Source organism: Deinococcus sp. KSM4-11 (assembly GCF_004801415.1).
GTDB lineage: Bacteria > Deinococcota > Deinococci > Deinococcales > Deinococcaceae > Deinococcus.
In genome coordinates, this window is the sequence record NZ_SSNX01000001.1 from 634963 (window position 1) to 661338 (window position 26376).

29 protein-coding genes are annotated in these 26376 nt (G+C 69.1%); 13 read left to right on the plus strand and 16 right to left on the minus strand.

The window, feature by feature from the left end:
* The first annotated feature begins 2 nt into the window (after window positions 1-2).
* Window positions 3-1481 carry a glycoside hydrolase family 3 protein gene (locus E7T09_RS03100; protein ID WP_240741590.1) on the plus strand — a complete coding sequence of 493 codons (1479 nt, stop codon included), beginning with the start codon at window positions 3-5 and terminating at the stop codon, window positions 1479-1481.
* A gap of 24 nt (window positions 1482-1505) precedes the next feature.
* On the opposite strand, the gene E7T09_RS03105 is transcribed toward E7T09_RS03100, so the two are convergent.
* The 4 genes from E7T09_RS03105 to E7T09_RS03120 are packed head-to-tail and all read right to left on the minus strand — an operon-like array spanning window position 1506 to window position 4419.
* A complete protein-coding gene (locus E7T09_RS03105) occupies window positions 1506-2414 on the minus strand; it encodes an NAD(P)-dependent oxidoreductase (RefSeq protein ID WP_136387650.1) in 909 nt (302 codons plus the stop codon).
* Between the two features lie 37 nt (window positions 2415-2451).
* Window positions 2452-2997 carry a hypothetical protein gene (locus E7T09_RS03110; RefSeq protein ID WP_136387651.1) on the minus strand — a complete coding sequence of 182 codons (546 nt, stop codon included), beginning with the start codon at window positions 2995-2997 and terminating at the stop codon, window positions 2452-2454.
* 20 nt (window positions 2998-3017) lie between these two features.
* On the minus strand, window positions 3018-3986 hold the full coding sequence (locus tag E7T09_RS03115) for a prohibitin family protein (RefSeq protein WP_136387652.1): 969 nt from the start codon (window positions 3984-3986) through the stop codon (window positions 3018-3020).
* A 43-nt stretch (window positions 3987-4029) separates the two neighbouring features.
* Window positions 4030-4419 (minus strand): YchJ family protein, encoded by a 390-nt coding sequence (locus tag E7T09_RS03120; RefSeq protein WP_136387653.1) that lies wholly within the window; start codon window positions 4417-4419, stop codon window positions 4030-4032.
* Window positions 4420-4521: 102 nt separating this feature from the next.
* On the opposite strand from E7T09_RS03120, the gene E7T09_RS03125 reads away from it, so the two are divergent.
* Both E7T09_RS03125 and E7T09_RS03130 read left to right on the plus strand, forming a co-directional pair.
* Window positions 4522-5334 carry an RNA methyltransferase gene (locus tag E7T09_RS03125; protein WP_136387654.1) on the plus strand — a complete coding sequence of 271 codons (813 nt, stop codon included), beginning with the start codon at window positions 4522-4524 and terminating at the stop codon, window positions 5332-5334.
* Window positions 5331-6482: a hypothetical protein gene (locus E7T09_RS03130; protein WP_136387655.1), complete on the plus strand. Its 1152-nt coding sequence runs from the start codon at window positions 5331-5333 to the stop codon at window positions 6480-6482. Before E7T09_RS03125 ends, E7T09_RS03130 begins: the two co-directional genes overlap by 4 nt.
* 76 nt (window positions 6483-6558) lie before the next feature.
* Here the strand turns inward: E7T09_RS03130 and E7T09_RS03135 are convergent, their stop codons facing one another.
* Window positions 6559-7020, minus strand: a complete 462-nt coding sequence (locus tag E7T09_RS03135) for a response regulator (RefSeq protein ID WP_136387656.1) — start codon at window positions 7018-7020, stop codon at window positions 6559-6561.
* 239 nt (window positions 7021-7259) lie between these two features.
* Here E7T09_RS03135 and E7T09_RS03140 point away from each other — a divergent pair, with 239 nt between their 5' ends.
* The 5 genes from E7T09_RS03140 (at window position 7260) to E7T09_RS03160 (ending at window position 10905) form a co-directional block, all read left to right on the plus strand.
* Entirely contained in the window at window positions 7260-7685 is a 426-nt protein-coding gene (locus E7T09_RS03140) for a DinB family protein (protein WP_136387657.1), read from the plus strand.
* Window positions 7682-8209, plus strand: a complete 528-nt coding sequence (gene yjjX, locus E7T09_RS03145) for an inosine/xanthosine triphosphatase (protein WP_136387658.1) — start codon at window positions 7682-7684, stop codon at window positions 8207-8209. The genes E7T09_RS03140 and yjjX overlap by 4 nt, the downstream gene beginning before the upstream one ends.
* 9 nt (window positions 8210-8218) lie before the next feature.
* The gene (locus E7T09_RS03150) at window positions 8219-8533 is read left to right on the plus strand and encodes a GNAT family N-acetyltransferase (protein WP_136387659.1); all 315 of its coding nucleotides are present in this window, start codon (window positions 8219-8221) and stop codon (window positions 8531-8533) included.
* Between the two features lie 39 nt (window positions 8534-8572).
* Complete coding sequence (locus E7T09_RS03155) at window positions 8573-9433, plus strand: MBL fold metallo-hydrolase (protein ID WP_136387660.1); 861 nt, start codon at window positions 8573-8575, stop codon at window positions 9431-9433.
* A 68-nt stretch (window positions 9434-9501) separates the two neighbouring features.
* Window positions 9502-10905: an MATE family efflux transporter gene (locus E7T09_RS03160; RefSeq protein WP_136387661.1), complete on the plus strand. Its 1404-nt coding sequence runs from the start codon at window positions 9502-9504 to the stop codon at window positions 10903-10905.
* 7 nt (window positions 10906-10912) lie between these two features.
* Here the strand turns inward: E7T09_RS03160 and E7T09_RS03165 are convergent, their stop codons facing one another.
* The 9 genes from E7T09_RS03165 to E7T09_RS03205 all read right to left on the minus strand — a co-directional run bounded on the left by E7T09_RS03165 (window position 10913) and on the right by E7T09_RS03205 (window position 19418).
* Window positions 10913-12049, minus strand: a complete 1137-nt coding sequence (locus E7T09_RS03165; protein WP_136387662.1) for an acyltransferase — start codon at window positions 12047-12049, stop codon at window positions 10913-10915.
* A gap of 43 nt (window positions 12050-12092) precedes the next feature.
* Window positions 12093-12866 carry an ABC transporter ATP-binding protein gene (locus tag E7T09_RS03170; RefSeq protein WP_136387663.1) on the minus strand — a complete coding sequence of 258 codons (774 nt, stop codon included), beginning with the start codon at window positions 12864-12866 and terminating at the stop codon, window positions 12093-12095.
* Window positions 12863-13702 (minus strand): ABC transporter permease, encoded by an 840-nt coding sequence (locus E7T09_RS03175; RefSeq protein WP_136387664.1) that lies wholly within the window; start codon window positions 13700-13702, stop codon window positions 12863-12865. Before E7T09_RS03175 ends, E7T09_RS03170 begins: the two co-directional genes overlap by 4 nt.
* 4 nt (window positions 13703-13706) lie before the next feature.
* Complete coding sequence (locus tag E7T09_RS03180; RefSeq protein ID WP_136387665.1) at window positions 13707-14690, minus strand: ABC transporter substrate-binding protein; 984 nt, start codon at window positions 14688-14690, stop codon at window positions 13707-13709.
* A gap of 123 nt (window positions 14691-14813) precedes the next feature.
* A complete protein-coding gene (gene sat / locus E7T09_RS03185) occupies window positions 14814-15983 on the minus strand; it encodes a sulfate adenylyltransferase (protein WP_136387666.1) in 1170 nt (389 codons plus the stop codon).
* A gap of 102 nt (window positions 15984-16085) precedes the next feature.
* Complete coding sequence (locus tag E7T09_RS03190; protein WP_136387667.1) at window positions 16086-16811, minus strand: phosphoadenylyl-sulfate reductase; 726 nt, start codon at window positions 16809-16811, stop codon at window positions 16086-16088.
* The gene (gene cysC / locus E7T09_RS03195) at window positions 16808-17347 is read right to left on the minus strand and encodes an adenylyl-sulfate kinase (protein WP_136387668.1); all 540 of its coding nucleotides are present in this window, start codon (window positions 17345-17347) and stop codon (window positions 16808-16810) included. The genes E7T09_RS03190 and cysC overlap by 4 nt, the downstream gene beginning before the upstream one ends.
* Complete coding sequence (locus tag E7T09_RS03200; RefSeq protein ID WP_136387669.1) at window positions 17344-18918, minus strand: nitrite/sulfite reductase; 1575 nt, start codon at window positions 18916-18918, stop codon at window positions 17344-17346. Before E7T09_RS03200 ends, cysC begins: the two co-directional genes overlap by 4 nt.
* A gap of 41 nt (window positions 18919-18959) precedes the next feature.
* Window positions 18960-19418 carry a DUF4395 domain-containing protein gene (locus tag E7T09_RS03205; protein ID WP_136387670.1) on the minus strand — a complete coding sequence of 153 codons (459 nt, stop codon included), beginning with the start codon at window positions 19416-19418 and terminating at the stop codon, window positions 18960-18962.
* A 280-nt stretch (window positions 19419-19698) separates the two neighbouring features.
* Between E7T09_RS03205 and E7T09_RS03210 the strand changes: the two genes are divergently transcribed.
* The 3 genes from E7T09_RS03210 to E7T09_RS03220 are packed head-to-tail and all read left to right on the plus strand — an operon-like array spanning window position 19699 to window position 22196.
* A complete protein-coding gene (locus tag E7T09_RS03210) occupies window positions 19699-21099 on the plus strand; it encodes a YdgA family protein (protein WP_136387671.1) in 1401 nt (466 codons plus the stop codon).
* Window positions 21100-21123: 24 nt separating this feature from the next.
* The gene (locus E7T09_RS03215; protein ID WP_136387672.1) at window positions 21124-21654 is read left to right on the plus strand and encodes a phosphoribosyltransferase family protein; all 531 of its coding nucleotides are present in this window, start codon (window positions 21124-21126) and stop codon (window positions 21652-21654) included.
* The gene (locus E7T09_RS03220; RefSeq protein WP_136387673.1) at window positions 21651-22196 is read left to right on the plus strand and encodes a phosphoribosyltransferase family protein; all 546 of its coding nucleotides are present in this window, start codon (window positions 21651-21653) and stop codon (window positions 22194-22196) included. Before E7T09_RS03215 ends, E7T09_RS03220 begins: the two co-directional genes overlap by 4 nt.
* A gap of 1 nt (window position 22197) precedes the next feature.
* Here E7T09_RS03220 and E7T09_RS03225 read toward each other — a convergent pair whose 3' ends face one another.
* The gene (locus tag E7T09_RS03225) at window positions 22198-23079 is read right to left on the minus strand and encodes an NAD-dependent epimerase/dehydratase family protein (protein WP_136387674.1); all 882 of its coding nucleotides are present in this window, start codon (window positions 23077-23079) and stop codon (window positions 22198-22200) included.
* On the minus strand, window positions 23076-24020 hold the full coding sequence (locus tag E7T09_RS03230; RefSeq protein ID WP_136387675.1) for a B12-binding domain-containing protein: 945 nt from the start codon (window positions 24018-24020) through the stop codon (window positions 23076-23078). The genes E7T09_RS03225 and E7T09_RS03230 overlap by 4 nt, the downstream gene beginning before the upstream one ends.
* Before the next feature lie 113 nt (window positions 24021-24133).
* Here E7T09_RS03230 and E7T09_RS03235 point away from each other — a divergent pair, with 113 nt between their 5' ends.
* Together E7T09_RS03235 and E7T09_RS03240 are read left to right on the plus strand one after the other, a co-directional pair.
* Window positions 24134-25024 (plus strand): UbiA family prenyltransferase, encoded by an 891-nt coding sequence (locus E7T09_RS03235; RefSeq protein WP_136387676.1) that lies wholly within the window; start codon window positions 24134-24136, stop codon window positions 25022-25024.
* 27 nt (window positions 25025-25051) lie between these two features.
* The gene (locus E7T09_RS03240; protein WP_240741591.1) at window positions 25052-26374 is read left to right on the plus strand and encodes an NAD(P)/FAD-dependent oxidoreductase; all 1323 of its coding nucleotides are present in this window, start codon (window positions 25052-25054) and stop codon (window positions 26372-26374) included.
* Window positions 26375-26376: the final 2 nt, after the last annotated feature.

Below are 26376 nucleotides of genomic sequence, written 5' to 3' on the forward strand. Positions count from 1 at the left end.
CGGTGACCGCCCCCCTGCTCCCCGGTGCCCTGGCGATGGTGGATATCCCCGGCCCGACCCTCGACGACGACACCGCCGCGCACCTGCGCCGCTACGGCGTGAAAGCTGTGTGCCTGTTCGGCAAGAACGTGCAGACGGCCGATCAGCTCCGAACCCTGTGCGCGGATCTGCGCAGCGTGCTGGGCGAGGACGTCCTGATCGCCCTCGACCATGAGGGGGGCGCCATCGTACGGCCGGACTTCTGGCCGTACGCGCCGAGCGCCATGGCCCTGGGCGCGGCGGACGATCCCGAGCTGACGCAGGAGGTGCACGCGGCCCTGGCCCGGCAACTGCGCTCTGTTGGCATCAACTGGAACTTCACGCCGGTGCTGGACGTGAATGTCGATCCCGCCAATCCCGTGATCAGCGAGCGCGCCTTCGGGGGTGACCCGGCGCTGGTGGCCCGGCATGGCCGCGCGTCACTGGACGGACACGCGCAGGAGCACGTCGCGGCCTGCGTGAAGCACTTTCCGGGCCACGGCGACACCCACCTCGACTCGCACTACTCGCTGCCGCGCGTCACAAAATCGCGCGCCGATCTGGACGAACTGGAACTCGCTCCCTTCCGGGAGCTGCTGGCGCACACGCCCGCCGTGATGACCGCGCACATCATCTTCGATGCGCTCGACCCCACGCTTCCTGCCACGCTGTCCCGCCCGGTGCTCACCGGCCTGCTGCGCGAGGACTGGGGGTACGACGGCGTGATCGTCACGGATTCCATGGGCATGAAGGCCATCGACGACAACTATGGCCGGGGTGAGGCCGCCGTGCTGGCCCTCAAGGCCGGAGCCGATCTGGTCATGGCGCTGGGCCGGCGCGAGGTGCAGGAGGCCACCCTGGACGCCATGGCCGCCGCCCTCGCCGGGGAACTCGATCCGCACGCCGTCGAGGCCAGCCTCAACCGCTTGCGGGCCCTGGCCCGGCAGGCGCCGGCCCTGGCCGACCCCTCCCTGAACCCGCAGGACGATGCCGCGCTGATGGCCCTCGGCTGGGCACGCGGCCTCAGTGTGTACCGCGATCCCCTCCCTCCCACTCTGGACAGCCGGATCCTGCTTGTCTGCGAACGCTACGCCTACCGTGAGAACGTCAGCGAGCGCGGTGTGGACGCCGACACCATCGCCCGCGACCTCGGCACGCTGTACGACGTCACACTGTACGCCTACGACACGGCGGCCGACCTCGACTGGCCCGCCCTGCGCCACGAGGCCGAGAGCAGCGGGCACACCCTGGTGCTCGCCACCACCGGCCGCCACCGCCATCCGGCCCTGCTGGGACTCACGCCCGATCTGCACCTGGCCCTCTACAACCCCTACGCGGTTCTGACGGTCGACGCTCCCGCCGTGCTCACCTACGGCTTCCGCCCTGGAGCGCGGGCGGCGCTCCTCGACTGGTTCCGCACCGGAACCACCCTGGGCGGGCACGTGCCGTTCGAGACGGCCTGAGCTGAACCCCGTGATCTGACGGGTTCACTTCAGTTCGACCCCGTTCATCTGCTCGATCAATTTCAGGGCGGCGGTGTGGTCTTCCTGAGCCCCGATCACGCGGGCGGCGGCGCGGTACAGGGCGGTGACCTGGGCGATCACCGGGGCGCTCCCCCTGGCCGTCTCGGCCATGTCGAGCGCGATGCCGGCATCCTTGGCGAGCAGGCCCAGGCCGAAGGTGGCGGGAAACTCACGGGTCAGCACCCGCTGCGGAATTAGGTTCTCCGTGGTGTTGCTGCGCCCGCTGCTGGCATTGATCACCTCCAGCGCGGCGCCCAGCTGCACGCCGTGCAGGCCCAGGATGGCCAGGCCCTCGCCCGCCGCCCACAGATTCACGGCCAGCAGGGCATTGTTCACGGCCTTCACGGCAAAGCCCGCGCCCGTGTCGCCCACGCGCACCAGTTTGCCCGCGAACGCCAGATGCGGCCGGACGGCCTCCACCTCCACCTGCGGGCCGCCCACCATGACGGTCAGCGTGCCGGACTTCGCGGCCGCCGTGCCGCCGCTCACCGGAGCGTCCACGAAGCGGACGCCCGCTGTCCGCAGCTGGTCGCGCTGCCGTGGCGCGGCGTCCGGGTGCCCGCTGGTGCAGTCCACCCACACGCTGCCCGGGGTCAGCTGCCCAAGGACGGCGTCCAGCACCTCATCCACCTCGGCACTGGTCGGCAGGCACGACACGATCAGGTCGGCCCCGGCCGCCTCCTGCAGGGTCACCGCCACACTGCCGAATTCCGCGGCATGGGCCTCGGCCCGGCCTGGCGTGCGGTTCCAGACCAGCGTGCGGCCGCCCGTCTCGCGGCTGCGGGCGGCCAGGTGACCGGCCATCGGAAAGCCCATGGCCCCTAGGCCCAGAAAGGCGACGGTCGAAAAACGGCTGGTGAGCGGAGTGTCCATGCCCGTCAGGCTAGTCCCTGCGGGCGCGGGCGTGTCCTCAGTCCAGGGAAGAAGCCGTACCCGGCAGGGTCAGCCCCGGCTCCGCGGGCCCGAAGCGTTCGCGCAGGAACCGGCCCTGGGTCAGCAGTCGGTCGGCCGTGGCGTGGTCGTGCCGCAGCGCCTCCCGGACGCCATCCTCCAGCAACCGGAGTTGTTCGGTGAGCAGCACGTCGGCCGGTTGGCCCTGCGCGGCCAGGGTGCGCCGCGCGCCGTCCGTGAGCCCCAGGTAGGCACGCAGCGTGTCGGGCAGGTAGGCGTCCCTCGTCTGCGAGAGCAGGTAGGCGGTGCGGGCATCCGACTGGGTGGGCTGCTGGGCATCCACGACCGTACACAGCAGCGTCCACGCCGCGGTGCGGGCCGGTTCGGGCAGGCGCAGCACCAAGGTCTCCACGCCCTCCGCGGGCACGGCCTCCGGTGCGGGCAGGGCGGCCACAGCGGTGTCCGCTGACGGCAGGGCCCGGCGCTGCGCCTTCGTACTGTTGTCGACGTAGGTGATCAGGGCGATACCGCCGAAGATCACCATCAGGATCAGCACCGCGATCATGCGTGCATCCTAGATCACGCTCAGGGGGCCGTCTTGTCGGTGGCGGGCGTCGTGGTCGCGGCGCCCGTCACGCTGCCCAGCGATTTCAGGTCGAGTAGGAAGTTCCCGGTGGACGGCAGCATGACGGTCTGAATGGTCGGGGCGAGCTTCTCGGCGACCGTCAGCTGGATCAACTGAGGGTTCTCGCGCAGCGCCTTGCCGCGCAGCGAGAGGGCCTGCGCTTCACCCTTGGCCTGTTCGACGGCGGCCTTCGCCGCGCCCTGCGCTTCCACCACGGCCCGCTGCGCGCTGATGCTCGACTGCTGCAGGCGGTTGCGTTCCACCGCCACCTGCTGCTCGGCCGCCTGCTTCTGCTCGATGGCCTTGGCGATGGAATCCGGGATTCTCAGCTCGCGCAGCAGCACCGAGTCGAGGATCAGGTTGTTGCGGGTGAAGACCTCCCGCAGGGCCGTCGTGATGCTCGCCTCGACCGCCTGCCGCTGCGTGCTGATGATGTCCGCCGCGCTGAACTGACCGATCGCGTCGCGCACCTTGCTGCGCACCTGGGGACGGATCACAGTCTGCAGGTAATTCCGCCCCAGTTCCTTGTGCAGGATCGCGGCCTTGGCCCGGTCGATGCGGAACTGGACCGTCACGTCCGCCGTGATGTCCAGCCCTTCCTTGCTGCGGGCACGGATGGCGCCCTCGGCATCGGTCGAGTTCGGGGCATCGTGGGCCAGCGTGACCTCCTGCAATCTCGCGTCGTACAGGTTCACGTGATCTACGAAGGGCACCACGAAATGAATGCCCTCCTGCAGCACATCGGGCTTCACCCCGCTGAAGGAACTGAAGACGACGCCCACGAAGCCCGCTGGAATCACCTTCACGCCCTGCGACACCACCCACACCACCGCCAGCAGCGCCAGCAGGCCCAGCCAGACGCGCCGTCCTGGCGAGGGAAGAGTCACGCGGGGCATGTTCACGGTTCGGGCCGGGCCTGGAGTGGTCATGCCCTCACTACGGGCCACGACCACCGGGAGTTGCACGTCGCGGTCAGTCCACGGTGGGGGGGATGATCTCGTCCACGTACACCCAGCGGCCTGCCAGCCGCGTGAAGGCGCTGCGTTCGTGGATACGCAGGGTCTCGCCGCTCTGGCGCAGCGTCGCCGTGAACACGACCTCCTCGTTCTCGGCCGAATGCACCGTCAGGCCCGTGTATTTCGTGCCGTCCTCCAGATGCAGGCGCGCAGGGCGGGTGTCCGGGTGCCAGGTGTCCAGCACGAAGGCCGCGTTGCGCAGGGCGTAGGCGCTGTAGCGGGCGCGCATCAGGATCTCCGGGCTCGCGGCGGGACGTGAGCCGTCGTGGGCGGGGCCGCAGCAGTGCGCGTAACTGCGTCCACTGCCACACGGGCAGGATTTGAACGGAGGGTACGCGAGCGCCATGCCGTCACGCTAGCGCGCCCACCGCGCCGGGGCGACCCACTTGTGCGCGGCGGCCGCTTCCCCCGACCGGGGGGTCGGCGCTGGGCGGGCATAATGGCCGCAATGCAGCACCCCGACGTCATCACCTCCATGCAGAACCCGCAGGTCAAACGGCTCGTCCGCCTGCGCTCCCGGCGCGAGCGCGAGCGCGACCACGTCATCCTGATCGAGGGCGCCCGGGAGCTGAACCGCGCGGTGGGCGCGGGCCTGGACGTGCAGGACGTGTACCTGTGCCCGCCGCTGTACTCCCCGGAGGCGGCGGACGTGGCCGGGCGCCTTCCGGGCCGCCACACGCACCTGTCCGCGCCCGCCTTCGAGAAGGTGAGCGTACGCGATCACCCGGACGGCGTGCTGGGGCTGGCGGCCTCACCGACCCCGACGCTGCCGGAGCCTGCGCAGGACGCCGTGGTCGTGGTGCTGCACGGCCTGGAGAAACCGGGGAATGTCGGGGCGATCGTCCGCACGGCCGACGCGGCGGGCGCGGCCGGTGTGATCGTCCTGGGCCGGGGGGCCGACCCCTACGGCCCGAACGTGATCCGGGCCAGCCAGGGCAGCGTGTTCACGGTTCCTGTGGTGGCCTGGGAGGAAGCTCCGGCCCTCGAGTGGCTGCGCGGCCACGGCTTCACGCTGGTCGCCTGCACGCCGGACGCCCCCCGCCCGTACTGGGACATGCCCCTGACCGGCCGGGTGGCGCTGCTGCTGGGCACCGAGCACCAGGGCCTGCCCGACGACTGGCGCGAGGACGGTGCGGTGAGTATTCCCATGAATCCTGGCGGCGGGGCCGACAGCCTGAACGTGGCCACGGCCGCCGCCCTGATGCTCTACGAGAGTGCCCGGCAGCGGCATGCCCAGCTTGCCAGCGGGAGCCGCGCATGAGCGCCGGACTCGATCCGTACCGCGACTGGCTGCGCAGCCGCCTCAGCGAGGAACTCGGCGTCAAGGAGGCGCAGCTGATCATCCAGGGCGCCGTTCAGCGCCGGGGCTGGCCCGCCGTGCGGACGCTCGGCCCGAGGGACGTGGTCGCCGTGTTGCAGGACGTGTACGAGAAGATGCGCGAGCGCGTCGGAGACGGCCGCGCGGACAAGTGGCTGGAAGTCACCACGGTCGACCTCGCACGCTTCGCGGAGACCGTGCCTGTGCCGGCCAAGGGGGCCGCCGAGGGAGCGCTGCCTACGCCACCGCCGGTGCGCTGGGGCCGCCGGGCGCATGACCTGCCGCTGCTGCTGGCCCGCGCGCACTCGGAAATCGCGGCCCGCAGCCTCACCGCGATCCGGGCCAGCACGGTCATGTCGAGCCTGGAGCGTGCGGCGGAATGGGACGTGCAGGCCACCCTGGCCGAGGTTCGGCGCTGGGAAACCGAGGACCGCCTGACCCGCCTGAGGTCCGATCACGCGCGCATCGAGGTCGCGGATCAGGTGGCGGCGGCCGTCGCCCAGGCCCAGGTGCTGCGCCTCACGGTGCGGGAACTGGAGAATGCGGCCCGTGGCGGTCAGGCCGTGGATGGCCAGCTGGCCCACAACCGCCTGATGTCCACCCAGACCGACGCCTTCTTGGAGACCTTCACGCCCCTGATCGACATGACCGACGCGGACCTCGTGTTGCCGGACGTCGAGACGGACCTCGACAGTGCCCGCTTCTCACTGGGCGTGCCGCTGCACCCGAACGTGCTGCGCGCCCGCCATACCCTGAACTACGCGCAGTGGCAGGCAGGCGACGCCGGAGACGCCTCGCCCGGCGTGCTCCACGCGCAGCATGACCTCCATCTCGCGGAAGCCGAGGCCCGTGAGCAGCTCGACTCGACCCTCGAGAGTGCACGCCGCCACCAGGATCAGTTCAACACGCTGGCGGTGAAGGCTACGGGGCTGGATCAGCGCGCCGCTCGGCTGGCTGGTTCCGGCGGCGACGCCCTGAGCATCGCCCGCATTCGGCTGGAGTGGCGGCAGACCCGCAGTGCGGCGCGTATCCAGGCCCACCGGTTCCTGGAAGCCATCTGCTTCCTGGAAGGACTCGTCAGCGAGACCTGAGACCAACGGAGCGGTGAAGGGTTCCAGGTCGGTTCGCTCCTGGTCAGTCCGTTTTAGAAAGTCTCTGACGTAGGGATCAGTACCGCTCGTCCTGCCGGGGGGGCAGCCGTACGACGCTCAGCATGTACTGGCCAAGTGCCTGGATAGCCGCGTAGAAGCGCTCGAACTCCAAGGGTTTGACCACGTAGCTGGCGGCATTCGCCTGGTACGAGCGCATGATGTCTTCCTCGCCGGCACTGGTGGTCAGCATGATCACGGGAATGGTCATGAGGCCGGGATCGCGCTTCAGTTCCCCCAGCGTTTCCAGCCCGTTCATCCTGGGCATGTTGATGTCCAGCAGGATCACGTCCGGGCGCACGCCGCCGGGAGCCCGCAGGAGTTCAAGCGCTTCCACGCCGTCCCGGGCGACGCGCAGACGGTTGTAGACCCCCGCCTCGGCGAAGGCCTCCTGGGTGAGGAGGATGTCCGCCTCGCTGTCCTCGACCAACAGGATCTCGATCGGTAAGGGCGGGGTCGTGGACGGATTGGATGGGTTCATGACTGTCCTTGAGGCTGATGGGACGCGCCGGCCAGCCGAATGGCTGCGGTCGCCCCGTCAGGCCTGTATCCAGTGTGACGCCCGGATTCCGTAGGTGAGGGCACGTTCGCTTCACGCTCCGGTTACGGGGCCTTGAGGGCTTCTTGACCTGCGGTGCGTGGAGGAGCGGTCGTTGGAGCCCCTGCGGACTGGAGCAGGAGTGCCGATCGAACGCGGAAGGCCGCACTAAGCTGACGGGCGTGAATCTCCTCCAGCACTCTTTACTCGGCGGCACGTCGTTCCGGAGTGTGGCTGACCTGCTCAGCGGCCTGAACTGGCACGAGGCGGCCCGCAAGACGCCGGGCGTGCCGTACACGCTGGCCGGACTGATCTACCACCTGTCGGTCACGCAGCGGGCCAGCCTCGATCTGGCGAGCGGACGGGCCGAGACGTGGCCGGACGCCCTGTCCGTCTGGCCGGACCACTCCCCGACCCGCGCGGAGTTCGAGGAACGCCTCGGCGACCTGCAGGCGGGCCTGGCCGAGGCGCAGGTGCTCGCGGAAGATCCGTCGCTGCGCGCCCGCGAGATCCTCGCAGATCTGGCCGTCCACAGCGCCTACCACTGGGGGCAGGTGGCCCTGCTGCGGCGGCTGTACGGCACCCTGCCGGTGCCCGGCCCGGCGTGACGGTCATTGTCGGCAGCACCAACCCGGCGAAGGTGAACGCCGTGCGGGACGTGTTCACCACGCTGTACCCGGAACTGGAGGTGCGTGGCGTGGCGGCGGCCAGCGGCGTTCCAGACCAGCCGCTCGGCGTGGCCCAGACCCGGCGCGGGGCGGTCCAGCGGGCCAGGGCGGCGCTCGGCGTCGAGGGAGCGTCATGGGGCCTGGGCCTGGAGGGCGGCGTGCGCTTCGAGGGGCGGGGGGCGTGGCTGTTCGGCATCGTCGCGGCGGCGCGGCCAGGCGAACCAGTTCACACAACCCGCAGCGCGGAACTGCTCCTCCCGGAGCACGTGGCAAGGCGCCTCCGGGCGGGCGGGGAGCTCGGGCCGGTCATGGATGACCTGCTGGGAACCGTGGATATTAAGAAGGGCGTGGGGACGGTGGGGGCCTTCACGCGGGGACTGGTCACCCGGCCGCAGGTGTGGTCGCAGGCCGTGGCGCTCGCCATTGCGCCGCTGCTCACGCCCGAGCTGTACGGCGTCCGCTAAGCTGCCCGGATGACTGCCTCCGACGTCAAGGTCAGCGACAACGAAGCCCGGCACCGCTACGAGATCAGCGTGGATGGACGGGTGGCCGGGTACGCCGAGTATCAGGACGTGGCGGGAGCGCGCATGATGCCGCACACCGAGATCGAGGAGGGCCACGAGGGGCAGGGCCTGGGCGGCACCCTGGTGCGCTTCGCCCTGGACGACATCCGCGCGCGGGGGGTGCATGTCCTGCCCATGTGTCCCTTCGTGGCGTCGTTCATGCGGGACCACCGTGAGTACGCCGATCTCGTTCAGCCGGGGCAGCGCGCGGTGTTCGGCCTGTGATCCGGTGTGGGCGGGCCTAACGCTTGTTAGGCTGGAACCATGTCCTGGCTCCACACCCGTCAGATCGGTTCGTTCCGCGTCACGTCCCTCACGGACGGCCAGTTTCGGCTAGACGGCGGTTCCATGTACGGCACCGTTCCGAAGGTGCTGTGGTCGCGCGTGACGGTTGCCGATGAGCACAACCGCATTCCCCTGCGCGTTAATCCGCTGCTGATCCAGCAGGACGGCGAGAACATCCTCGTCGAGACCGGGTTGTGGGACGGCGGGGGTGAAAAGTTCGACTCGATCTATGCCGTGGATCGCGACGAAACCGTGTTCCGGGGTCTGGCGGCGCTGGGGCTAGGCCCCGAGGACATCACTACCGTGATCTGCACTCACCTGCACTTCGACCACGCAGGCCGCAACGTGACCGCCCTGGGCGACCCGACCTTCCCCAGGGCCCGCTACGTGGTGCAGGCGCAGGAACTCGACGATGCCCGGCATCCGCACGAGCGCAGTCGGGCCAGCTACGAACCGGAGACCTTCGAGCCCATCCTGCACGCCGGGCTGTTCGACGTGATCGACGGCGGGCATGAGCTGCGACCCGGCCTGAGCGTTCTGCCCCTTCCCGGCCACACGCGCGGCATGCAGGGCGTGGTGCTGCGGGATGGGGGCCAGACCCTGGTGTGCGCCGCAGACCTGCTGCCCACGCTGAACCACGCACCGCTACCGTACATCATGGGTTTCGATCTGTACCCGGTGCAGACGCTCGAGACCCGCAAACGCTATTTCCCGCAGTGGCTGGAGGAGGGTGCGGTGATCTGCACGCCGCACGACCCGCTGGTGGCGTTTGCCCGGCTGACCCTGGGCCCGAAGGGGGCCTTTCAGGCGCAGCCGGATCAGGTTGCCGTCTCCCCCTGACGGACGGGGCCGGGCATCCGCCATGATGCTGACGTGCAACTGTTGAACACCGTGTAGTGTGGCCCGGTATGAGCGCCGTGCCCGCAACCAGCCTGTCTTCTGAATCGATCAAGTCGCCGGCGCGAGAGATCGCCGGAATCGCCGTCCCCGTCAGCCTGGAAATGGTCATCCAGCTCGTCCTGGGCTTCATCAACCAGGTCATCGTGGGTACGCTCGGGGCCGTCTCGGTCGCGGCGGTCGGCCTCAGCGGCAGCCTGGGCTTCCTGTTCTTCATCACCCTGGGCGCGCTCGGAAGCGGCACCAGCATCCTCGTCGCACGGCGGGCCGGAGCCGGTGACCGGCACGGCGTGAACACCGTCATGACCGTCACCACCGCCCTGAGTGTGGTGCTCGGCGCGTTGATCACTGGCGCCGTGTACTTCCTGGCTGGCCCGCTGCTGGGCCTCGCGGGCGGCGCGGCCGACGTGACGCGCGTCGCTACGCCCTACCTGCAGGTATTGATGGTCTCACTGGTGCCGGGCATGCTCGGCTGGGTGTTCAGCGGCGCCCTGCGCTCGCTCGGCCACGCGCGTACGCCGCTGGTCGCCACGATCCTCAGCGTCGCCATCGAGAGCGTCCTGGCGTACTCCCTGGTGTTCGGCGTCGGCCCATTCCCGCAGCTCGGGGTCGTGGGAGCCGCGTGGGCCATCGTCGTGGCCAACACCTTCAAGGCCCTGTACCTCGCCGCGCAGATCTACGGGCCGCGTCATCTGGCAGAACTCCACATTCCGCCCCCGCGCTCGTGGCGCGAGGTCGCTGCGCCCCTGCTGACCCTCACTGCCCCCATCGCCTTCACGGAGTTCGCGTGGAGCCTCGGCGGCTTCCTGTACGCCGCCGTGTTCGCCCACGTGGGCACACAGGCGCTCGCGGCCAGCCAGATCTCCGCGAACCTGGAAAGTGTGTTCTTTATCTCCTCGTTCGGCCTGATGAGCGCCGCCACCGTGTTCATCGGCCGCAGCCTGGGGGCCGGGGACGCCACCGCCGCGCAGGGCTGGCTGCAGCGCATCCTGCGGGCGGGACTGATCACGGCGCTCGTCAGCGGGGCGCTCTACGCCCTGAGCGCCCTCGCCGTGCCGGTGCTGTTCCCGCGCGTCGGCCCGGAGGTGCAACAGCTCGCCGTGATCGGCATCCTCATCACGGCCGTGAGTCAGGTCGTGAAGGTGCGGAACATGATCATCGGCGGCGGGGTGCTTCCCGGCACCGGCGACGGCAAGGGCGTCCTGATCGGGGACGTGGTCGGGGCCTTCGTGATCGGCCTGCCGCTTGCCATCTTCCTCGGGCTGTACACGCCGCTGGGCGCGTGGGGCGTCTTCCTGGCGCGTGGGCTGGAAGAAGTCAGCAAGGTCATCATCTTCGAGTGGCGCCGCCGCCGCGTGGACTGGCCTCGACTGGCCCATGAGCAGGCCGGAACGGTGGCCGTCGCGGCCCACTGAACCGAGGTCAATCGGCCGGAACCGGCTGGATGGAGGCCGGGCGGATCGCACGTTTGATTCGCCCGGCCTGCTGCATGGCCGGCCGCTCGACCAGCCGGTACATCAGTTCGGCCACCGGGAAGGTCAGCGTAAACGAGACCAGCAGCAGCCACGGAATGGACAGCCGCTCGGCCCCGAGCCGGACGACCAGCGTGAGCACCAGCGTGTGGTACAGGTACAGGCTGTAGCTCACACGGCCCAGCCACTCTGGCACCGGGCGCTCCAGCCAGGTACGGAACGGCGCCCAGCCCATCGCCAGCGCCACCAGCATGGCCGAACCGAAGAGCGTCACCGTGTCGTTGACCGTCGCCCGCAGCCAGCCCACGTCCGGCTGCCAGCCATACCACTGCACGGGGATCAGCAGCAGGGTGGCGGCCAGGACGATCGCTGGCACCGGGGTCGGCCAGCGGGTCACCGTGCGCGCCACCAGACCATGATGCCGTGACAGCCACGCGCCCAGCACGAACATCGCGAGGTACCGCAGCAGATTCGTGGCGATGTCCCCGGTGCCGAACACGTAGTGTGCGGCCAGCAGGAGCACGCACAGCAGCGGCGTGAAGATCCGGTGCTGCCGCGCCAGCAGCACCACGACCGGCAGCAGCAGCGACAGCCACATCTCCCATTTCAGGCTCCACACGACTGGCAGGAACGCCCACTGGGTCAGACCCTCGTCCATCCGGCCCAGCATCAGCACGTGCTGCACGTAGGCAGGGACGCCCGCTTCCTTCCAGATGTTCTCGAACCACCCGCTGGTGCCATTCACGGACGCCCACCCCAGCCGCCAGAACGCCAGCGCGGCCAGCGTGACCGCCACGATGAACGGCACCCACACGCGCCACACGCGGCGCACCACGAAGTTCAGCATGTCGAGTTCCTCGCCACGCCACACCGGGAGCGTCAGCACGAACCCCGACAGCAGGAAGAAGAACGACACCGCCTCGCCGCCCGCCCAAAACAGGTGCAGCGGCGTGAACGACAGCCAGTCGAACCAGCCGCCCACACCCGTTTTCGTGGGGAACAGGTCGGGGAAGACCAGCAGGTGATGGTGAATGACCACGACCAGAGCCGCCAGTCCGCGCAGACTGCCCAGTGCATTGAAGCGCATGCCCGATTGTAGGCACCCGCACAGGGTGGTCTGCGGACGCCGCCTAGGAGGTCTGGAGCACGTTCTGGAGATCCGTGACGTTCAGGCCCTTGGACCGGGCATCCAGCGCCACCTGCCCATCTTTCAGGGCCACGATCCGCTGACCGAGGTGCAGGGCCTCGTCGAGCTGGTGGGTCACGAAGACCACAGTGACCTTCTGCTGCCACCAGATGCCCAGCAACTCGTCGGCCAGGGTCGTGCGCGTCTGGATATCCAGGGCGCTGAAGGGCTCATCCAGCAGCAGCAGACCGGGCTTCACGGCCAGGGCACGCGCCAGACTGACCCGCTGGCGCTGACCGCCCGACAGTTCGTGCACGCGGCGATCGGCGTAGCCGTCCAGCCCCACAAGTTTCAGCGCCTCGGCGGCGCGCACGTTGCGGTCGGCGCGTTTCAGGCGCCTGAGGCCGAACTTCACGTTCCCGGCCACGTCCAGCCAGGGAAACAGCGCACTTTCCTGCTGCACCAGCGTCAGGCTGTGGTGTGGACCGCGCACGGCCTCATCGCCCAGCCGGATCACGCCCTGCTGCGGGCGCAGGAACCCGGCCAGCAGGCTCAGGAGGGTGCTCTTGCCGCTGCCGGACGGGCCGACCACGCACAGGAACTCGCCAGGCTGCACGTGCAGGTCGATGGGCCCCAGACCCACACGGCCCTTGTAGTGGTAGCTCACTCCGTCGAGCGTGAGGCTCGCACCCGGATGCGCGGCGAGAGTGCTGTCCTCCATCCCGGTCACGGCGGAGGTCGCGGTGGGGGCGGGGTCGCGTTCCACGGTTGAGGTCATTGTGTCACCTCCAGGCCATAGTCCCGCCGGACGCGGGCTTCCACGGTGCGCAGCAGCAGGTCGAACACGCCGCCGATCACGCCGATGATGATGATGGTCGCCAGCACCAGCGCCACGTTCGCCGTGTTCCGCCCGACCTCCAGCTGCTCACCCAGGCTCTTAGAACCGGCGATCAGCAGTTCCCCGCCAACCAGCGCCCGCCACGCAAAACTCCACGCGGTTCTCAGGCCCGTCAGGACGCTGGGGACGGCCGCCGGCAGCAGTACCCGCCACGTCAGGGCCGGTCCACGGGCGCCCAGGGTTCGCCCAGCGATCCGCAGCGCCGGAGGGACGTTCAACAGCGCGCCGGACACCGCCAGCGCCACAGGAATGAAGCCCTCCAGGATCACCACGAACAGCACCGCGCGCTCATTCAGGCCCAGGAACAGGATCGCAAACGGGACGAAGGCAATGCTGGGCACGCTCTGGATCCCGGTCAGGTACGCCCCCAGCGCAGAACGTACTGGCGGCCACGCCCCCATCAGCAGGCCAACCAAGCCGCCCAGCACGACCGCCGCCGCGTACCCGGTCAGCACCCGGCGCAGGCTGCCTGCAATGGCGGCAAGCAGCTTGCCATCCTGCGGGCCGGTGCCCCACAGACCGTATGCCACTTCCGTCCACACCGCGTGGGGGCTGGGAAACACGTAGGGCGGGTAGACCTTCAGGATGTCGGTGACCAGCCACCACAGGCCCAGGATGACCAGCAGCCCCAGCAGTTGCCACAGCGCAGTGCGCCAGCGGCTGGAGGGGGTACTGGGCGGAGCGAAGGAGTCGCCGGGAGTGCGGGAGGCCGTCATGGGGTTACTTCCGTATGAACGGGGCGAGATCCGGGGCGCTGCGGGCGTACCCGGCCTCGACGTTCAGCGCCGCGTACTCCTTGAGGGCGTCCAGATCCAGTGCGGTCGTGAAGCGCGTGCGGGCGAAGGCACGCTGGAGCACGCGCAGATCGATCTTGTCACCGGTCAGCTTCTCCAGCTGGCTGTTCACGGCCGTCTGTGCCGCCGCCGGATTCTTGGTCAGGTAAGCCACCGCCTCGGTGTGCGCCTTCAAGAAGGCCGCCACGAGGGTGGGGTTTGCGTCGGCGAACTTCGCGTTCACGATCACGATGGTCGTGGGGTACTTGCCGTCGCGCCACACGGTCTTCTCGCTGCCGATCACCTTGTTGCCCTGCGCCTCGAGGACCGCGCCCCAGGGTTCGGGCACCAGCGTCGCGTCCGCGCGCTTCCCGGCAAAGGCGGCGAGGGTGTCGGCGGGCGGAATCGGCACGATGGTGACGTCCCCGCCGTCGCTCTTGGACTTCAACCCCTGCTCCTTGAGGATGTGGCGCAGGCTGATGTCCTGCGTGTTCCCCAGGCTGGGCACCGCGACGGTCTTGCCAGCCAGATCCTTATACGACGTGATGCCGCTGTCCTTGCGGGCCACCAGCACCGCGCCGGCCTCGGACGCGCCGGCCAGGAACTGCACCGGCATGCCGCGTGCCGCCGCGCTGATCGCCGGGCCGGGGCCGACGTAGGCGATGTCGATCTGCCCAGCCGCGAAGGCCTCGGTCAGCGTCGTGCCGGACACGAACTGCTTGGGATCGAGCTTCACGTTCCCCAGCGCCTTCTGGAAGGTGCCGCGCTCCAGGCCGATCAGGGCGGGCGCGTGGGTGAGGTTGGGGAAAAACCCCAGCCGGACGGTGGTCGCGGACTGGGCAGTGGCATGGGGCGTCAGGATCAGGATGGCCGCCAGGGCGGCCTGGGACGCTCGGCGGGTCACGGGCAGTGGGAACAGGGAACGGCGCATGGGCTCCTCCTTGAGAGATGTGCAGCGGCAGATCGGGCGCGAGTCCTGCGTATGGTGACGGCCCAGTTCATGAAGAACCTGTGATAAGCACCGGGCGGATCTTCAGGATTGTTAGCCGGGCGGTCAGCCAGCGTTCTTGTACGCGCGGCGCAGCACCTCGGCCACTTCCGGACGGGTGAACTCGCGCGGCAGATCCTCGCCGGCACGCAGTTTCTCGCGCACCTTGGTGCCGCTCAGGATCAGGTGGTGGCTGCTGTCGTGGGGGCAGGTGCGGGGGCTCACGAGTTGCCCGCAGGACTGGCAGTAGAAGGTGTGCTCGAACCGCAGGATGCGCATGCCCAGTTCCTCGGCCGTGAACGCGCGGAAGATCTCCTGCGCGTCATAGGTGCCGTAGTACGAACCGACGCCCGCGTGGTCGCGTCCCACGATGAAATGGGAGGCCCCGTAGTTGCGCCGGGACAGGGCGTGCACGATCGCCTCGCGCGGCCCGGCGTAGCGCATGGCGGCCGGATACACGCTCAGCAGCGTGCGGGCCTGCGGGTAGTACTTCTCCAGCAGCACCTCGTAGGCCTCCACGCGGGTCGCGGCGGGGACGTCGTCGCCCTTGGTGGTGCCCACCAGCGGGTGCAGCAGCAGGCCGTCCACCAGTTCCAGGGCCACCTTCTGCAGGTACTCGTGTGCGCGGTGGATCGGGTTGCGGGTCTGGAAGGCAACCGTGGAGCGCCAGCCGCGCGCCTCGATCACCTGGCGCACCTCGGCGGGCGTGCGGTGGTGGCTCGGGAACGCGCCGCGCGGCACCTCGAACAGCGTGACCGGCCCCGCCAGGTTCACGTCGCCCTGGGCATACAGCGCGGCCACGCCGGGGTGCGCGGCGTCCTCGGTGCGGTAGACCTCGCAGGCTTCCCAGCCCTTGCGGGCGTCGTAGTGCTCCTGGATGTCCAGCGTGCCCACGTCCTGGCCGCCGAAGGTCAAGACGACCGTACCGCTCAGGCGGGCGGCGTCCTCGCGGGTCACGGGCAGCGTGATGGGAATGCTCCACGGCGTGCCGTCCGCGAGGCGCATGCGCTCGATGATCGAGGTGTAGTCGGCCTCGTTCACGAAGCCGGTCAGCGGCGAATACGCGCCCGTGGCGATCAGTTCGAGGTCGGCGTACGACCGTTCGCTGATGTCGATGCGGGGCAGGCCGAGCAGGCTGGCCGGGTCGAAGTCGTGACCGGGGCGGCGGACACGGTTCACGAGCGTGCCGCCGAGCGGCGTGGGCAGGGTGGAGGTCTCGGTCATCAGCGTGGGCATGGGGTCTCCGGGTCTGGGCTTCAGTGGATGAAAGTGGTCAACTGGTTAGGGAAAAAAAAGGGATGGATCAACCCAGGAAACATCGCATTCGCAGGCCGGGCATCATAAGCGGTTGTCTCCGGCCCACAGGCCGCACTCGGTCTTGCCCTTGCCGGCCCAGCGGCCCGCGCGGGCGTCCTCGCCGGGGCGCACAGCGCGGGTGCATGTCCAGCAGCCCACGCTCAGGAAGCCGTCGAAATACAGGGGGTTCACCGGCAGGTCGTGCTCGGTGGCGTACGCCTCCAGCTGCTCGCGCGTCCAGTGGGCGAGCGGATTGACCTTCACGCGCGCTCCACTGTCCTCCACGAAGGGAATATCGGCGCGGGTGCTCGCCTGATCGCGGCTGCGGGCGTTCAGCAGCGCCGAGGGTGAGTGCTGCCGCAGGTAATTCTGGAGGGGCGCGACCTTCCGCACCGCGCAGCAGGTGTCCGGATCGCTCGCGTACAGCGCCGGATCGGTCTGGCCGTCCTCGGGGTGGGCGCCGGCGTTCAAGGTCACGAATCTCAACTCGGGGTACCGCGCGGCCAGCCGGTCGCGGGTCGCCAGCGTCTCGGGGAAGTGGTAGCCCGTGTCCACGAACACGACGTCGCCCCGGTAGCCCGCTCGCACGGCCAGATCGATCAGCACCACGCCGTTCAGGTTGAAGGCGCTGGGCATCAGCACGTCCGGGTGCGCGGCCATCGCCCAGCGGATCACGTCCAGCGGATCCGTCTCCGCCGTGAAGGCCTCCGGGCTGGGCACGGGAAGGCCAACTTGCAGGAGCGGACGGGCACCATCCGAGATGGTCATAGCCCCAGCCTTCCCAGGAGCTGCTGGATGCCGTCCGTCACGGAGATCTTGTGGGTTTCGAGGTGCACGTCCGGAGCGTCGGGCTTCTCGTACGGGTCGCTCACGCCGGTGAAGTGCGGAATCTCGCCGGCGATGGCCCTCAGGTACAGGCCCTTCACGTCACGCTCGGTGACGACTTCCAGCGGCGCGTCCACGAACACTTCCAGCGCGCTGGGGAACGAAGCCAGTACCTCGCGCCGGGTGTCGGCATAGGGGCTGATGGCGCTCACGAGCACCGTCACGCCGTGCTTTGCGAGCAGGCCCGCCACGAAGCCGATCCGGCGGACGTTCGTGTCCCGATCCGCCTTCGTGAATCCCAGGCCCTTGCTGAGGTTCTCGCGCACGGCGTCGCCGTCCAGCAGTTCCACGGCCACGCCGCGCGCCTGAAGTTCGGCGTACAGGGCGCTCGCCAGCGTGCTCTTGCCCGCACCGCTCAGGCCGGTGAACCAGACCACGCGGCCGGTACCGATGGCGCTGCGCTCGGCGGTGGCAGTCACGCCGTCACCAGGGCCTTGTGCCCGTTCAGGACGGCATCCGGCGCGAAGTGCTCATGGCCGATGCGGTCGCTGTACTCCACGAAGCTCTCGCCCGGCTGCTTGTTCGCCTGGAACTCGGCCAGCACGGCGTCGGTGTACTCGTTCAGCCGCTCGGCGGGCACGGCCCCCTTGAGTTTCGTGCCGGTGCGCTGCGCCTGCCCGATGCTTCCGGCCAGATGCACGTTGTAGACCTCGTGGACGGTGCCGTCCGGATCGGTCTTGTTCGCGCCCATGAAGCCCAGGTCGGCCACCTGGTAGCGCGTGCAGGCGTTGCTGCACCCGGTCAGGTTGATGGTGAAGGGCACATCCAGACCGCTGAACTTCGCCTCGATGTGATCCACGAGGTTCGCCGTGCGCTCCTTGGTCTCGGTTAGCGCGAGGCGGCAGAACTGGTTGCCGGTGCACGCGATGGTCGTGCCGCGCAGCGTCGTCTTGGGCGCAAGGTCAAGAGCGGCCAGCTCGGCGCTTAACGCGGCGACGTCCGCCGATTTCACGTGCGGGATCACCATGTTCTGGAAGGCAGTGGTGCGCAGCACGCCCTTGCCGTAACGGTCGGCCAGATCGGCCAGCGCGCGGGCCTTGTGCGGGTTGATTCGGCCCACGGTGGTCGCCACGACCACATAGTTCAGGCCGTCCGCCTGCGGATTCACGCCCAGCACGTCGTTGCCGCCGAAGCGCGCGGTGGGCGCGGCAGGGCCGTCCGTGAGCTTGCGGCCCAGGTACTCAGTCTCGACGATCTCGCGGAACTTCTCCACGCCGATGTCCTTGATCAGGAACTTCAGGCGGCTCTTCTTGCGGTTCTGCCGGTACCCGTGGTCGCGGTACGCGCCGGCGATGGCCCGGCCGACCTCCACGATCTCATCGGGGCGGATGAACACGCCCAGCCGCTTGGCGAGGTGGGCGACGGCGCCGAGGCCCCCGCCGACCCACACGTCGAAGCCGACCTCCCCGTTCACCCGGTGGGCCAGGAAGCCGATGTCGTTGATCATGTGGATGCCTTCCAGCTCGGGCACCGCCGTGAGGCTCATCTTGAACTTGCGCGGCAGATCCTGGAAGTCCGGATTGCCGGTCAGCGTGCCCTCCATCGCGTGGGCCAGCGGGCGCACATCGATGATCTCGCGGGCATCCAGACCAGCCAGGGGCGAGGCGATGACCGCGCGCACGGTGTCGCCGCAGGCTCCCTTGGGGTGCAGGCCCAGCGGCTCCAGCCGTTTGAAGATCTCCGGGATCTTGTCGATGGTCAGCCAGTGGAACTGGAACGCCTGACGATCCGTCACGTCCAGGAAGCCCCGGCCGTATTCCTCGGCGATGTTCGCGACCTCGCGCATGGTGGCGGTGGAGAACTCGGCCGCCGGAACGCGCACGCGCATCATCAGGAAGCCGTCCTCCTGGGGGCGCTGCGGGTAGACGCCCGCCCACTTCAGCAGATCGATGCGCTCAGGGTCGATGAAGCCCTGGGCGGCGTACTGCGGAATCAGGTCGAAGATCTCGAAGGGAGGAAGTTCTTTTTTCAGGGTCTCGATGTCAGACATGGGCAGGCTTTTCCTTTGACGTCGCGGTGGATCGGGGCGCGTCAGCGCTTCAGGACGGTGTAGCGGAGGCGGCGGTACTGGAAGTACATCAGGCAGCCCATACAGATCTTCTTGGACAGGTTCAGGGCGGCCAGCGCGATCACGATAAGGCCCAGCCCCGCTCCGACCCCGCTCAGGCCAGCGAAGGTGAACAGCGCGGAGGCGAGCAGGAAGGTGCCACCCACACCCTGCGCGAACTGGTGCGCGCGCGGATCCTCATCGACGACCTCGGGCTTCAGGCCCAGCGGGCGGCCGAGCAGGCGGTACGCGGCACGCATGGGCGAGACGTCCGGGGCAATCGCGCCGACCAGCATGGCGGCGCCGAGCACCAGCGTGAACACCGGCAGCGTCAGGAGAACCGCCAGCACGGTCACGGCGATCACCGTGACCTGATTGAATTTCAGGGCGCTGAGATCTGTGCGGGCCGGGCGCGAGACGGCAGGAGAGGGCGAGGTAATCATTGATGAAAAGAGTAATCTTCTAAAGCCGACAAAACAAGTCAACTGATCACCACTGTCTGGACGACTGGCGTCACTGCCAGAGAAACGCCGCCTTCAACTTCTGGGCTCGTCACATGGAATGTTGCAAGCGTCGCAAAAGTGGCCCGAGCTTCACGTGTCGAGTGGATCTGGCGTTCTGCACAGATAAAAGATGTCCTGCCCACCTTGAGGCAACTTTCGGAGCCAGCGGCCCGTACTGTGAGCGCAGGCACCATCTCGCCACCCGACCCGGAGGACTGCCATGATCTCGACTCCACCCCCAGCTCCCCATCGCCCCAAGGCACGCCGCTCGCCGGTGGCCGCCATCGCCCTGACCGTGCTGGTCGCCCTGGGTGCCGTGGCGGGGGCCACCGCCATCTTCGCCGGACGCACGCAGGTTCTCGCGCAGGATCTGACCATGCAGCTGAATTCGGCGGCCGGGGCCACCGGCATGGTCACCGTCACCCAGACCGGCTACCAGCGAGGGCTGACGGCGTCCACCCAGACCATGACCGTCAGCGTGCATCCCCAGGGCAGCGACGCGCCGCTGGATGTGATCCTGACCAACCACATCCAGCACGGGCCGCTGCCCGGACTGCGGGGCGTGGGGCAGGCGATCATCGACACCGAGATCTCCTTCACCGATCCTCAGGTGCAGGCGGCGTACCTCAAGGCCTTTCCAACGCACCGGCCCACCCTGCATACCCTGGTCGGCCTGGGAGGCGGCACGAGAACCACGCTGAACGTCCCGGCCGGCAGCGTGACCGATCAGGGCACCACCGTCACGTGGCAGGCCGCGGACGGCACCCTGAACGTGGCTGGGCCACTCACCACCACGGCCATGTCCTGGCCAGGCCTGAAGGTGGTCGCCGGGGAGGGGAGCGCCACCATCGCTGGGCTGACTGTGACGGGCACGTCCAGGCGTGATCCGGCCAGCACCGTGCTCGGCACCGGCTCCGGCACTCTGGCCGTGCAGAAGGTCTCGGTCACGGGCAGCGGGCAGAACCTTGATCTGGGCGACATGAAGGTCAGCAGCGAGACCACTGAGGCCGGGGGGTACTACAGCAGCGCCGTGAAGTACGACGTGGCCACGCTCTCGGTCGCCGGACAGGTGCTGAACGATCTGCAGCTGCACCTGGGAGTAAACCACCTCGCGGGCGCCCCTCTCCAGCGGATCGTGACGCTGATGCAGAACGTTCAGAAGACGTCCGGGACGCCGGCCGTGACCAGCCGCGCGGTTCTGCCGGACTTCACGCCGGCCCAGCAACAGCAGCTCCAGAATGATCTGCTCGACCTCGTGAAAGGTCAGCCTGTGCTCCAGCTCGACCGCCTGAGCGTGCGTCGCCCCGCCGGAGATGTCGTCCTGACCGGGCAGGTCAGCATCCCCGGCGCCGCCACCCTGAGTGCCGAGCGATTAGCCCAGGTGGCACAGACTCCGGCCATGCTGGGCAGCATGCTCGCCATGAACCTCGATGTGCAGGGCAACGAGGCGGCCGTGACCGACCTCGTGGGCTCGTTCGGAGCCACCGGGGCAGACTTCGCGCGTAACATCCAGGCCATGGAGCAGGCCGGATATGTCACGCGCAGTGGCGCCCAGCTCAGCACCAAGCTGCGGGTTCAGGACGGGGCCTTCACCATGAATGGCAAGGCGCTGGGCCAGTAGGCCCGCGCGCCGTAGACTCGGGACATGACCACCCATACCGTGCATGTGGGCCGCGTGACCCGCGACCTGCCCGTCGTTCCTGTCGCCCCCGGCGTCAGCGTGGCCCTATTCAACATGCTGGGCGACACCGAGGTCACCGAGGAAGCCGGCCGTGAACTGGCGAAGATGATTCCGCCCGAGGTCACCGTGCTTGTCACGCCCGAAGTGAAGGCCGTGAGCCTCGCGCATGTCATCAGCCGGGAGAGCGGCAAACCGTACATCGTGATCCGCAAGACGCAGAAGCCCTACATGGTCAACCCCGTGGCGCGCGAGGTCGTGAGCATCACCACCGGGAAACCCCAGCTGCTGGTGCTGGACGGCTTCGACGTGGACAAGATCCGGGGCCACAAGGTCGCCATCGTGGACGACGTGGTGTCCAGCGGCGGCACCCTGAACTCGCTGCGGCAGATCATCGAGGAGGTCGGCGGCGAGGTCGCGGCGGTACTCGCCGTGTTCACGGAGGGCGACGAGCGCCCCGAGGTCACGGCCCTCGGTCACCTGCCGCTGTTCACGTGAGCGCGCCCGCATCCGCCCTGACCGTCCGCATCGGTGACGTCGAGCGCACCCTGCCCACCGTGCGCGCCGGCAACCTGGGCCGCGTGCCGCTGGTGGAATTCATCGGTGATCCGGAGTTCACGAACGCCGCTGCCCAGGCCATGCTCCCCCTGATCCCGGAGGGCACCGACATCCTGCTGACGGTCGTCACGAACGCGCTGCCGCTCACGCATGAACTCAGCGACCGCTCGGGGCTGCCCTACGTGTGCGCCCGCAAGAAACGCCGGACGTACATGCAGGCCCCGCTGATCCAGGACGTGCCCAGCCTCAGTCTGGGCGTGGCTGAAACCCTCTGGCTCGACGGGCCGCACGCCGAGCGGCTGCGGGGCAAACGGGTCGCCATCGTGCAGGACGTGATTGCCAGCGGGGGCACCGCGCAGGCACTCGCCCGGTTCGTCGTTCAGTCGGGCGGAACAGTCAGCGGGTACCTCGCGGCCTTCCGCCAGGGACAGCCCGTCATGCCCGTCGCGGCGTTGCAGAACCTGCCAGGCCGCTTGCCCTGACCTACTCTTTCTTCGCGAGCAGGCCCGGCAGGTCGTCCGCGAGGTGGCGCATGGGGAGGGCGAACACCGTGCGCGCCGGCTCGTTGGGCGCGGTGTTGCCTTCCTTCAGCATGGCGTACTGATCCTTCGTGATCGGCGGGTTGGGCAGCACCTGCATGAGCGGCACCGCCAGATTCATCAGCGCCAGCGGCACGGGCACGATGGGTTTGGACTTGCCCAGGGCCCCGAGTTCCAGTTCCAGCAGTTGCCGGAACGTGAACTCATCCGGGCCGGTGAGCGCGTAGGTCTGTCCGGCACTCGCGTCCGAGGCGACCGCGCTAGCAAAGGCCGCCGCCACGTCCTGTACGCTGACCGGCCGGAACGGGAATGATCCGTCGCCGATCTGCGGCACGACCGGCCCGGTGCTGACCAGTTCCCGCAGCACCCGGCCGAAGAAGTCATCCCCTGGCCCGAAGATCAGGCTGGGCCGGAAGATCGTGTACGGCAGGCCGGACGACCGCACGAGCGCCTCGGCCCGGCCCTTGGTGGCGCTGTAACCGCTGGCACTCTGCGGATCGGCTCCCAGCGCGCTCATGTGCACGTACCGCCCGCCGCGCGGCACGGCGGCCAGCACGTTACGCGTGCCCTCGACATGCACGCGCTCAAAGGTCTGGTCGCCCTTCTCCACGATGATCCCGACCAGATGCACGACGGCGTCCGGGTCGGCCTGGCCGACCGCCCGCTGGACGCTGCCCGGATCGGTCACATCCAGCTTCAGGGGATGGGCGCTGGCCACGGGCCGGCCGTCGCGGCTGCCCGCCCAGACCTGATGGCCCGCTTCCTGCAACGTCCGCACGACCGCTCCACCGACGAAGCCGCTGGCCCCCGTCACGAGTACCTTCATAGTTCCTCCTGACGGCCTGTGGCCGCGCCGGGCGATCTCAACCGGCTGGCGATCAGCGTGGCCGCCGCACCGAGATCCGGCCCGGAATGGATGCCCCGCAACTCGACGGCCAAGTCCGGCCGCTGGTTGATCAGCGCCCCACCCAGGAACAGGGGCAGGTTCAGGTCGTCCAGATCGTGGCGCTGCGCCCGCATGCCCGGCAAGGCCCACTCGCCCTGGAGGGCCAGCACGATGGCCGCCGCGCCACGGTGCCGGGCATACACGGCCAGGTCGCCCAACGGGGTGTTCGCACCCACGTAAGCGACACGCACGCCCCGGCGGCCCAGGACGAGTGTCAGCATCATCAGGCCCAGCTCATGCTGCTCGCCCGGCGCGCACGCGGCCACGACCAGCGGCCCAGCGGTGCCGGGCACATCCGTGGTGTTCATCATGGCGCCCAGCCGGGCCCGCAGGAAGGCGCTGGCCTGATGTTCGTGCGACACGGTGATCTCGCCCTTCTCCCAGCGCTCACCGATCTCGACCAGCGTGGGAGTGATCACATGCGCCAGTACGTCCTCCTGCGACAACTGTGTGTGGGCTTCTCCCAGAATGGCCTGAGCCCGGGCAGGATCCGAGGCCAGCAGCGCGGTCGTCAGGTCAGCGGCCAACGTCCCGGCGTCTGTCGCGACCCGGGAGCCCGACGGCAGGGGATCGAGACCCACCAGGGTCAGTTCCGCCGCGCGGCTGGCCGCGACGCCCTGCATCAGGTGGGCCTGCATCCGTCCGATCTCGACCACGTCCTGCGGCGAATACAGGCGGTAGCCGCTGCTGTTGCGTACCGGACGCGGAAAGCCGTAGCGCCGTTCCCACTGCCGCAGGGTGGTGGCCGGCACGCCGGTCTGCGACTCGACTTCGGAGGCCGTGTACATGGCGGTGTGCGGTGGGAGCGCGGCGACGTCCATTCCTGTCCATTGTTCAGGACGTGCGGCACTCCGATGGTAAGCATTCGTCCCCTCACCCGGATCCGGGCCGCATCTGCCGGACTGGGTGAACCTACAATGCAGCCCGGACGACCATGCGATCCCGCACCCAGACCCTTCCCGCGACCCTGCCCCTGCGACGCCTGTTGACGGTGTCGCGGCCCGCGTTGTGGATCAATACCATCGGCACCCTCGTCACGGGCGTATGGCTTACGGGCCGGTTGTACACCCTCGAGATCGACGTCTTACTGCTGCTGGCCTACCTGACGCTGCCCTTCAATCTGCTCATCTACGGCTTGAACGACCTGTGGGATCGTGAGGAAGACGCCCGCAGTTCCCGCAAGGGCGGCTGGCAGGGAGCGCGACTGGCCGACCGGGAAGCGGCCCCTTTGCTGCGGGCGACGCTGGCGTGGAACCTGCCGCCCCTGCTGGTGCTGGCCATCGTCCTCCCGCCGCGCGCGACGCTGGTCCTGGCCGTGGCGGCGGCGCTGTTCGCGGCGTACAGCCTGCCGCCCCTGCGCCTGAAAGCGCGCCCGGTTCTGGACGGGCTGAGCAATGTCGCCTACGCCCTGCCGCTGGCCCTCCCGGCCCTGGTGCTGGGTACGTCCGTGCCGTGGCTGCCGCTGCTCGCCCTGATGGCCTACTCGGTGGGAAAGCACGCCTTTGACGCCGTGCAGGACATCCCAGCCGACCGTCACGTGGGCACCACGACCATCGCCACCGCGCTCGGCGTGCGGGGGTCGGCGTGGTACGCGCTGGGCTGGTTCACGGTGGCGGCGGCCCTCCTTGTCCCAATTTCAGGTCTCACGGCGCTGGCGCTGGCCCTGGCCTGTGGTGGCATGGCCATCGCCCTCCTGTCCCGCCCTACGCCGGAGCAGGCGGCCCGCCTGTACCCGCTGAGCATCGTGACGCCATGGATCGTGGGCACCGTTGCAGGCGTGCAACTCGTGTACCTGCTGGCCCGTGGTCTGTGGCACGGCCCCTGACCTGTGTCCCAACTCCACTCTGTCGGTGTGATTGGGGGCGGCCTGGCGGGGCTGGCGCTGGCGGCCCTGCTGGCGCAACGCGGGCATAGTGTCACCGTGTACGATCGCGACCGCGCCGGCGGCAAGCTGCGCCGGGAATCTGTGGGCGGCCTGACCTTCGATACCGGCCCCAGCCTTTTCACCTTCCCGGACGTATGGCGCGCGTATCTGGCCCGCCTGGGTGAACGCGACCCGCTCGATCTGCGCCCGATTCCCGGCGGTTTGGGCATGCACCACACTCCCTTCGGTTCCGTGGCCCTGCCCGTTCCGGAAGGTCACGCCCTGTTCCACCAGTGGCAGCGGTACCTGAGGGCTGTGGCGCCCCTCAGACCCCACGTGACGGCCCTCCTGACGACTCCTCCCGATCTGGGCGATCCGACCTTTCGGCGGGCGTCATGGGCGCTGTTGCGGGTCATCGGGCCCCATCTGACGGCCGCCTCGTGGCTGCGTGACCAGAACCTGGCCCCTGCCCTTGAACATGCGCTGGCGACCCATGCCCTGAACGCGGGGCTCGCTCCCCAGGAGGCTCCGGCACTGTACGCCCTGATTCCTGGGCTGCTGAATGCCGAGGTCTTCGCTCCCGCCTTGGGGATGGGAACGCTGCTCGATGCCCTCCAGGACATGAACGGGCGGCGTGGCGTGGCCGTCCGCGAGGCCGCCGAGATCGTCCGCCTTCGGGACACCACGGTTACGCTGGCGTGTGGGGAGGCCACCAGGCATGACGTGGTGGTCAGCGCCATCGATCCGGTTCGACTCGCGGCCCTGCGGAACCGGTCGCTGGGCAGTCCGGTGGCCCGCCGAACCGTGAGCGGACTGGCGCTATACGTGGCACTGACCCGGCCGCTGCCGTTGCCCGCGACCAGCATCGTGGCTCCCGACGACTTCACAACCTTCCGGGAGGCGATGCGTGCCGGAGCCCTGCCGCCGACCACCCTGGCCCTGGTCCACCACGCCTTTCCACGACTGGCCGTACTGCTGAGCACCCCGGCCACGGGCCGATCCCTCGCGCCGGATCACCCGTGGGTACAGACCCAGCTCCACCGTCTGGAACGAATGCTCGACACACCCGGTCTGCGGTCGACTGGAGTGGACACAGTTGGTCTCTCGCCCGACCACTACGCAGCGGGGGGCCATCCCGGTGGAGCGATCTACGGCCTGGGCCTGCCGCCCTGGCGGGCCGGGCCGTTCCACCCGCAGCCCTACCGCGTGGCCCGCAACATGTGGCAGGTGGGCACAGGTGTCCATCCGGGCGGCGGGATCCCCGCCATTCTGGGCGGCGCGCTGATGGTGGACACGTTGATGGCCCGATGAAC

Bases quoted from the DNA above. Each gene is read 5' to 3' on its own strand.
- E7T09_RS03105 (WP_136387650.1), bottom strand. From the start codon at position 2,414: ATGGACACTCCGCTCACCAGCCGTTTTTCGACCGTCGCCTTTCTGGGC.
- E7T09_RS03110 (WP_136387651.1), bottom strand. From the start codon at position 2,997: ATGATCGCGGTGCTGATCCTGATGGTGATCTTCGGCGGTATCGCCCTG.
- E7T09_RS03115 (WP_136387652.1), bottom strand. From the start codon at position 3,986: ATGACCACTCCAGGCCCGGCCCGAACCGTGAACATGCCCCGCGTGACT.
- E7T09_RS03120 (WP_136387653.1), bottom strand. From the start codon at position 4,419: ATGGCGCTCGCGTACCCTCCGTTCAAATCCTGCCCGTGTGGCAGTGGA.
- E7T09_RS03125 (WP_136387654.1), top strand. From the start codon at position 4,522: ATGCAGCACCCCGACGTCATCACCTCCATGCAGAACCCGCAGGTCAAA.
- E7T09_RS03130 (WP_136387655.1), top strand. From the start codon at position 5,331: ATGAGCGCCGGACTCGATCCGTACCGCGACTGGCTGCGCAGCCGCCTC.
- E7T09_RS03135 (WP_136387656.1), bottom strand. From the start codon at position 7,020: ATGAACCCATCCAATCCGTCCACGACCCCGCCCTTACCGATCGAGATC.
- E7T09_RS03150 (WP_136387659.1), top strand. From the start codon at position 8,219: ATGACTGCCTCCGACGTCAAGGTCAGCGACAACGAAGCCCGGCACCGC.
- E7T09_RS03155 (WP_136387660.1), top strand. From the start codon at position 8,573: ATGTCCTGGCTCCACACCCGTCAGATCGGTTCGTTCCGCGTCACGTCC.
- E7T09_RS03160 (WP_136387661.1), top strand. From the start codon at position 9,502: ATGAGCGCCGTGCCCGCAACCAGCCTGTCTTCTGAATCGATCAAGTCG.
- E7T09_RS03165 (WP_136387662.1), bottom strand. From the start codon at position 12,049: ATGCGCTTCAATGCACTGGGCAGTCTGCGCGGACTGGCGGCTCTGGTC.
- E7T09_RS03170 (WP_136387663.1), bottom strand. From the start codon at position 12,866: ATGACCTCAACCGTGGAACGCGACCCCGCCCCCACCGCGACCTCCGCC.
- E7T09_RS03175 (WP_136387664.1), bottom strand. From the start codon at position 13,702: ATGACGGCCTCCCGCACTCCCGGCGACTCCTTCGCTCCGCCCAGTACC.
- E7T09_RS03180 (WP_136387665.1), bottom strand. From the start codon at position 14,690: ATGCGCCGTTCCCTGTTCCCACTGCCCGTGACCCGCCGAGCGTCCCAG.
- sat (WP_136387666.1), bottom strand. From the start codon at position 15,983: ATGCCCACGCTGATGACCGAGACCTCCACCCTGCCCACGCCGCTCGGC.
- E7T09_RS03190 (WP_136387667.1), bottom strand. From the start codon at position 16,811: ATGACCATCTCGGATGGTGCCCGTCCGCTCCTGCAAGTTGGCCTTCCC.
- E7T09_RS03200 (WP_136387669.1), bottom strand. From the start codon at position 18,918: ATGTCTGACATCGAGACCCTGAAAAAAGAACTTCCTCCCTTCGAGATC.
- E7T09_RS03205 (WP_136387670.1), bottom strand. From the start codon at position 19,418: ATGATTACCTCGCCCTCTCCTGCCGTCTCGCGCCCGGCCCGCACAGAT.
- E7T09_RS03210 (WP_136387671.1), top strand. From the start codon at position 19,699: ATGATCTCGACTCCACCCCCAGCTCCCCATCGCCCCAAGGCACGCCGC.
- E7T09_RS03215 (WP_136387672.1), top strand. From the start codon at position 21,124: ATGACCACCCATACCGTGCATGTGGGCCGCGTGACCCGCGACCTGCCC.
- E7T09_RS03225 (WP_136387674.1), bottom strand. From the start codon at position 23,079: ATGAAGGTACTCGTGACGGGGGCCAGCGGCTTCGTCGGTGGAGCGGTC.
- E7T09_RS03230 (WP_136387675.1), bottom strand. From the start codon at position 24,020: ATGGACGTCGCCGCGCTCCCACCGCACACCGCCATGTACACGGCCTCC.
- E7T09_RS03235 (WP_136387676.1), top strand. From the start codon at position 24,134: ATGCGATCCCGCACCCAGACCCTTCCCGCGACCCTGCCCCTGCGACGC.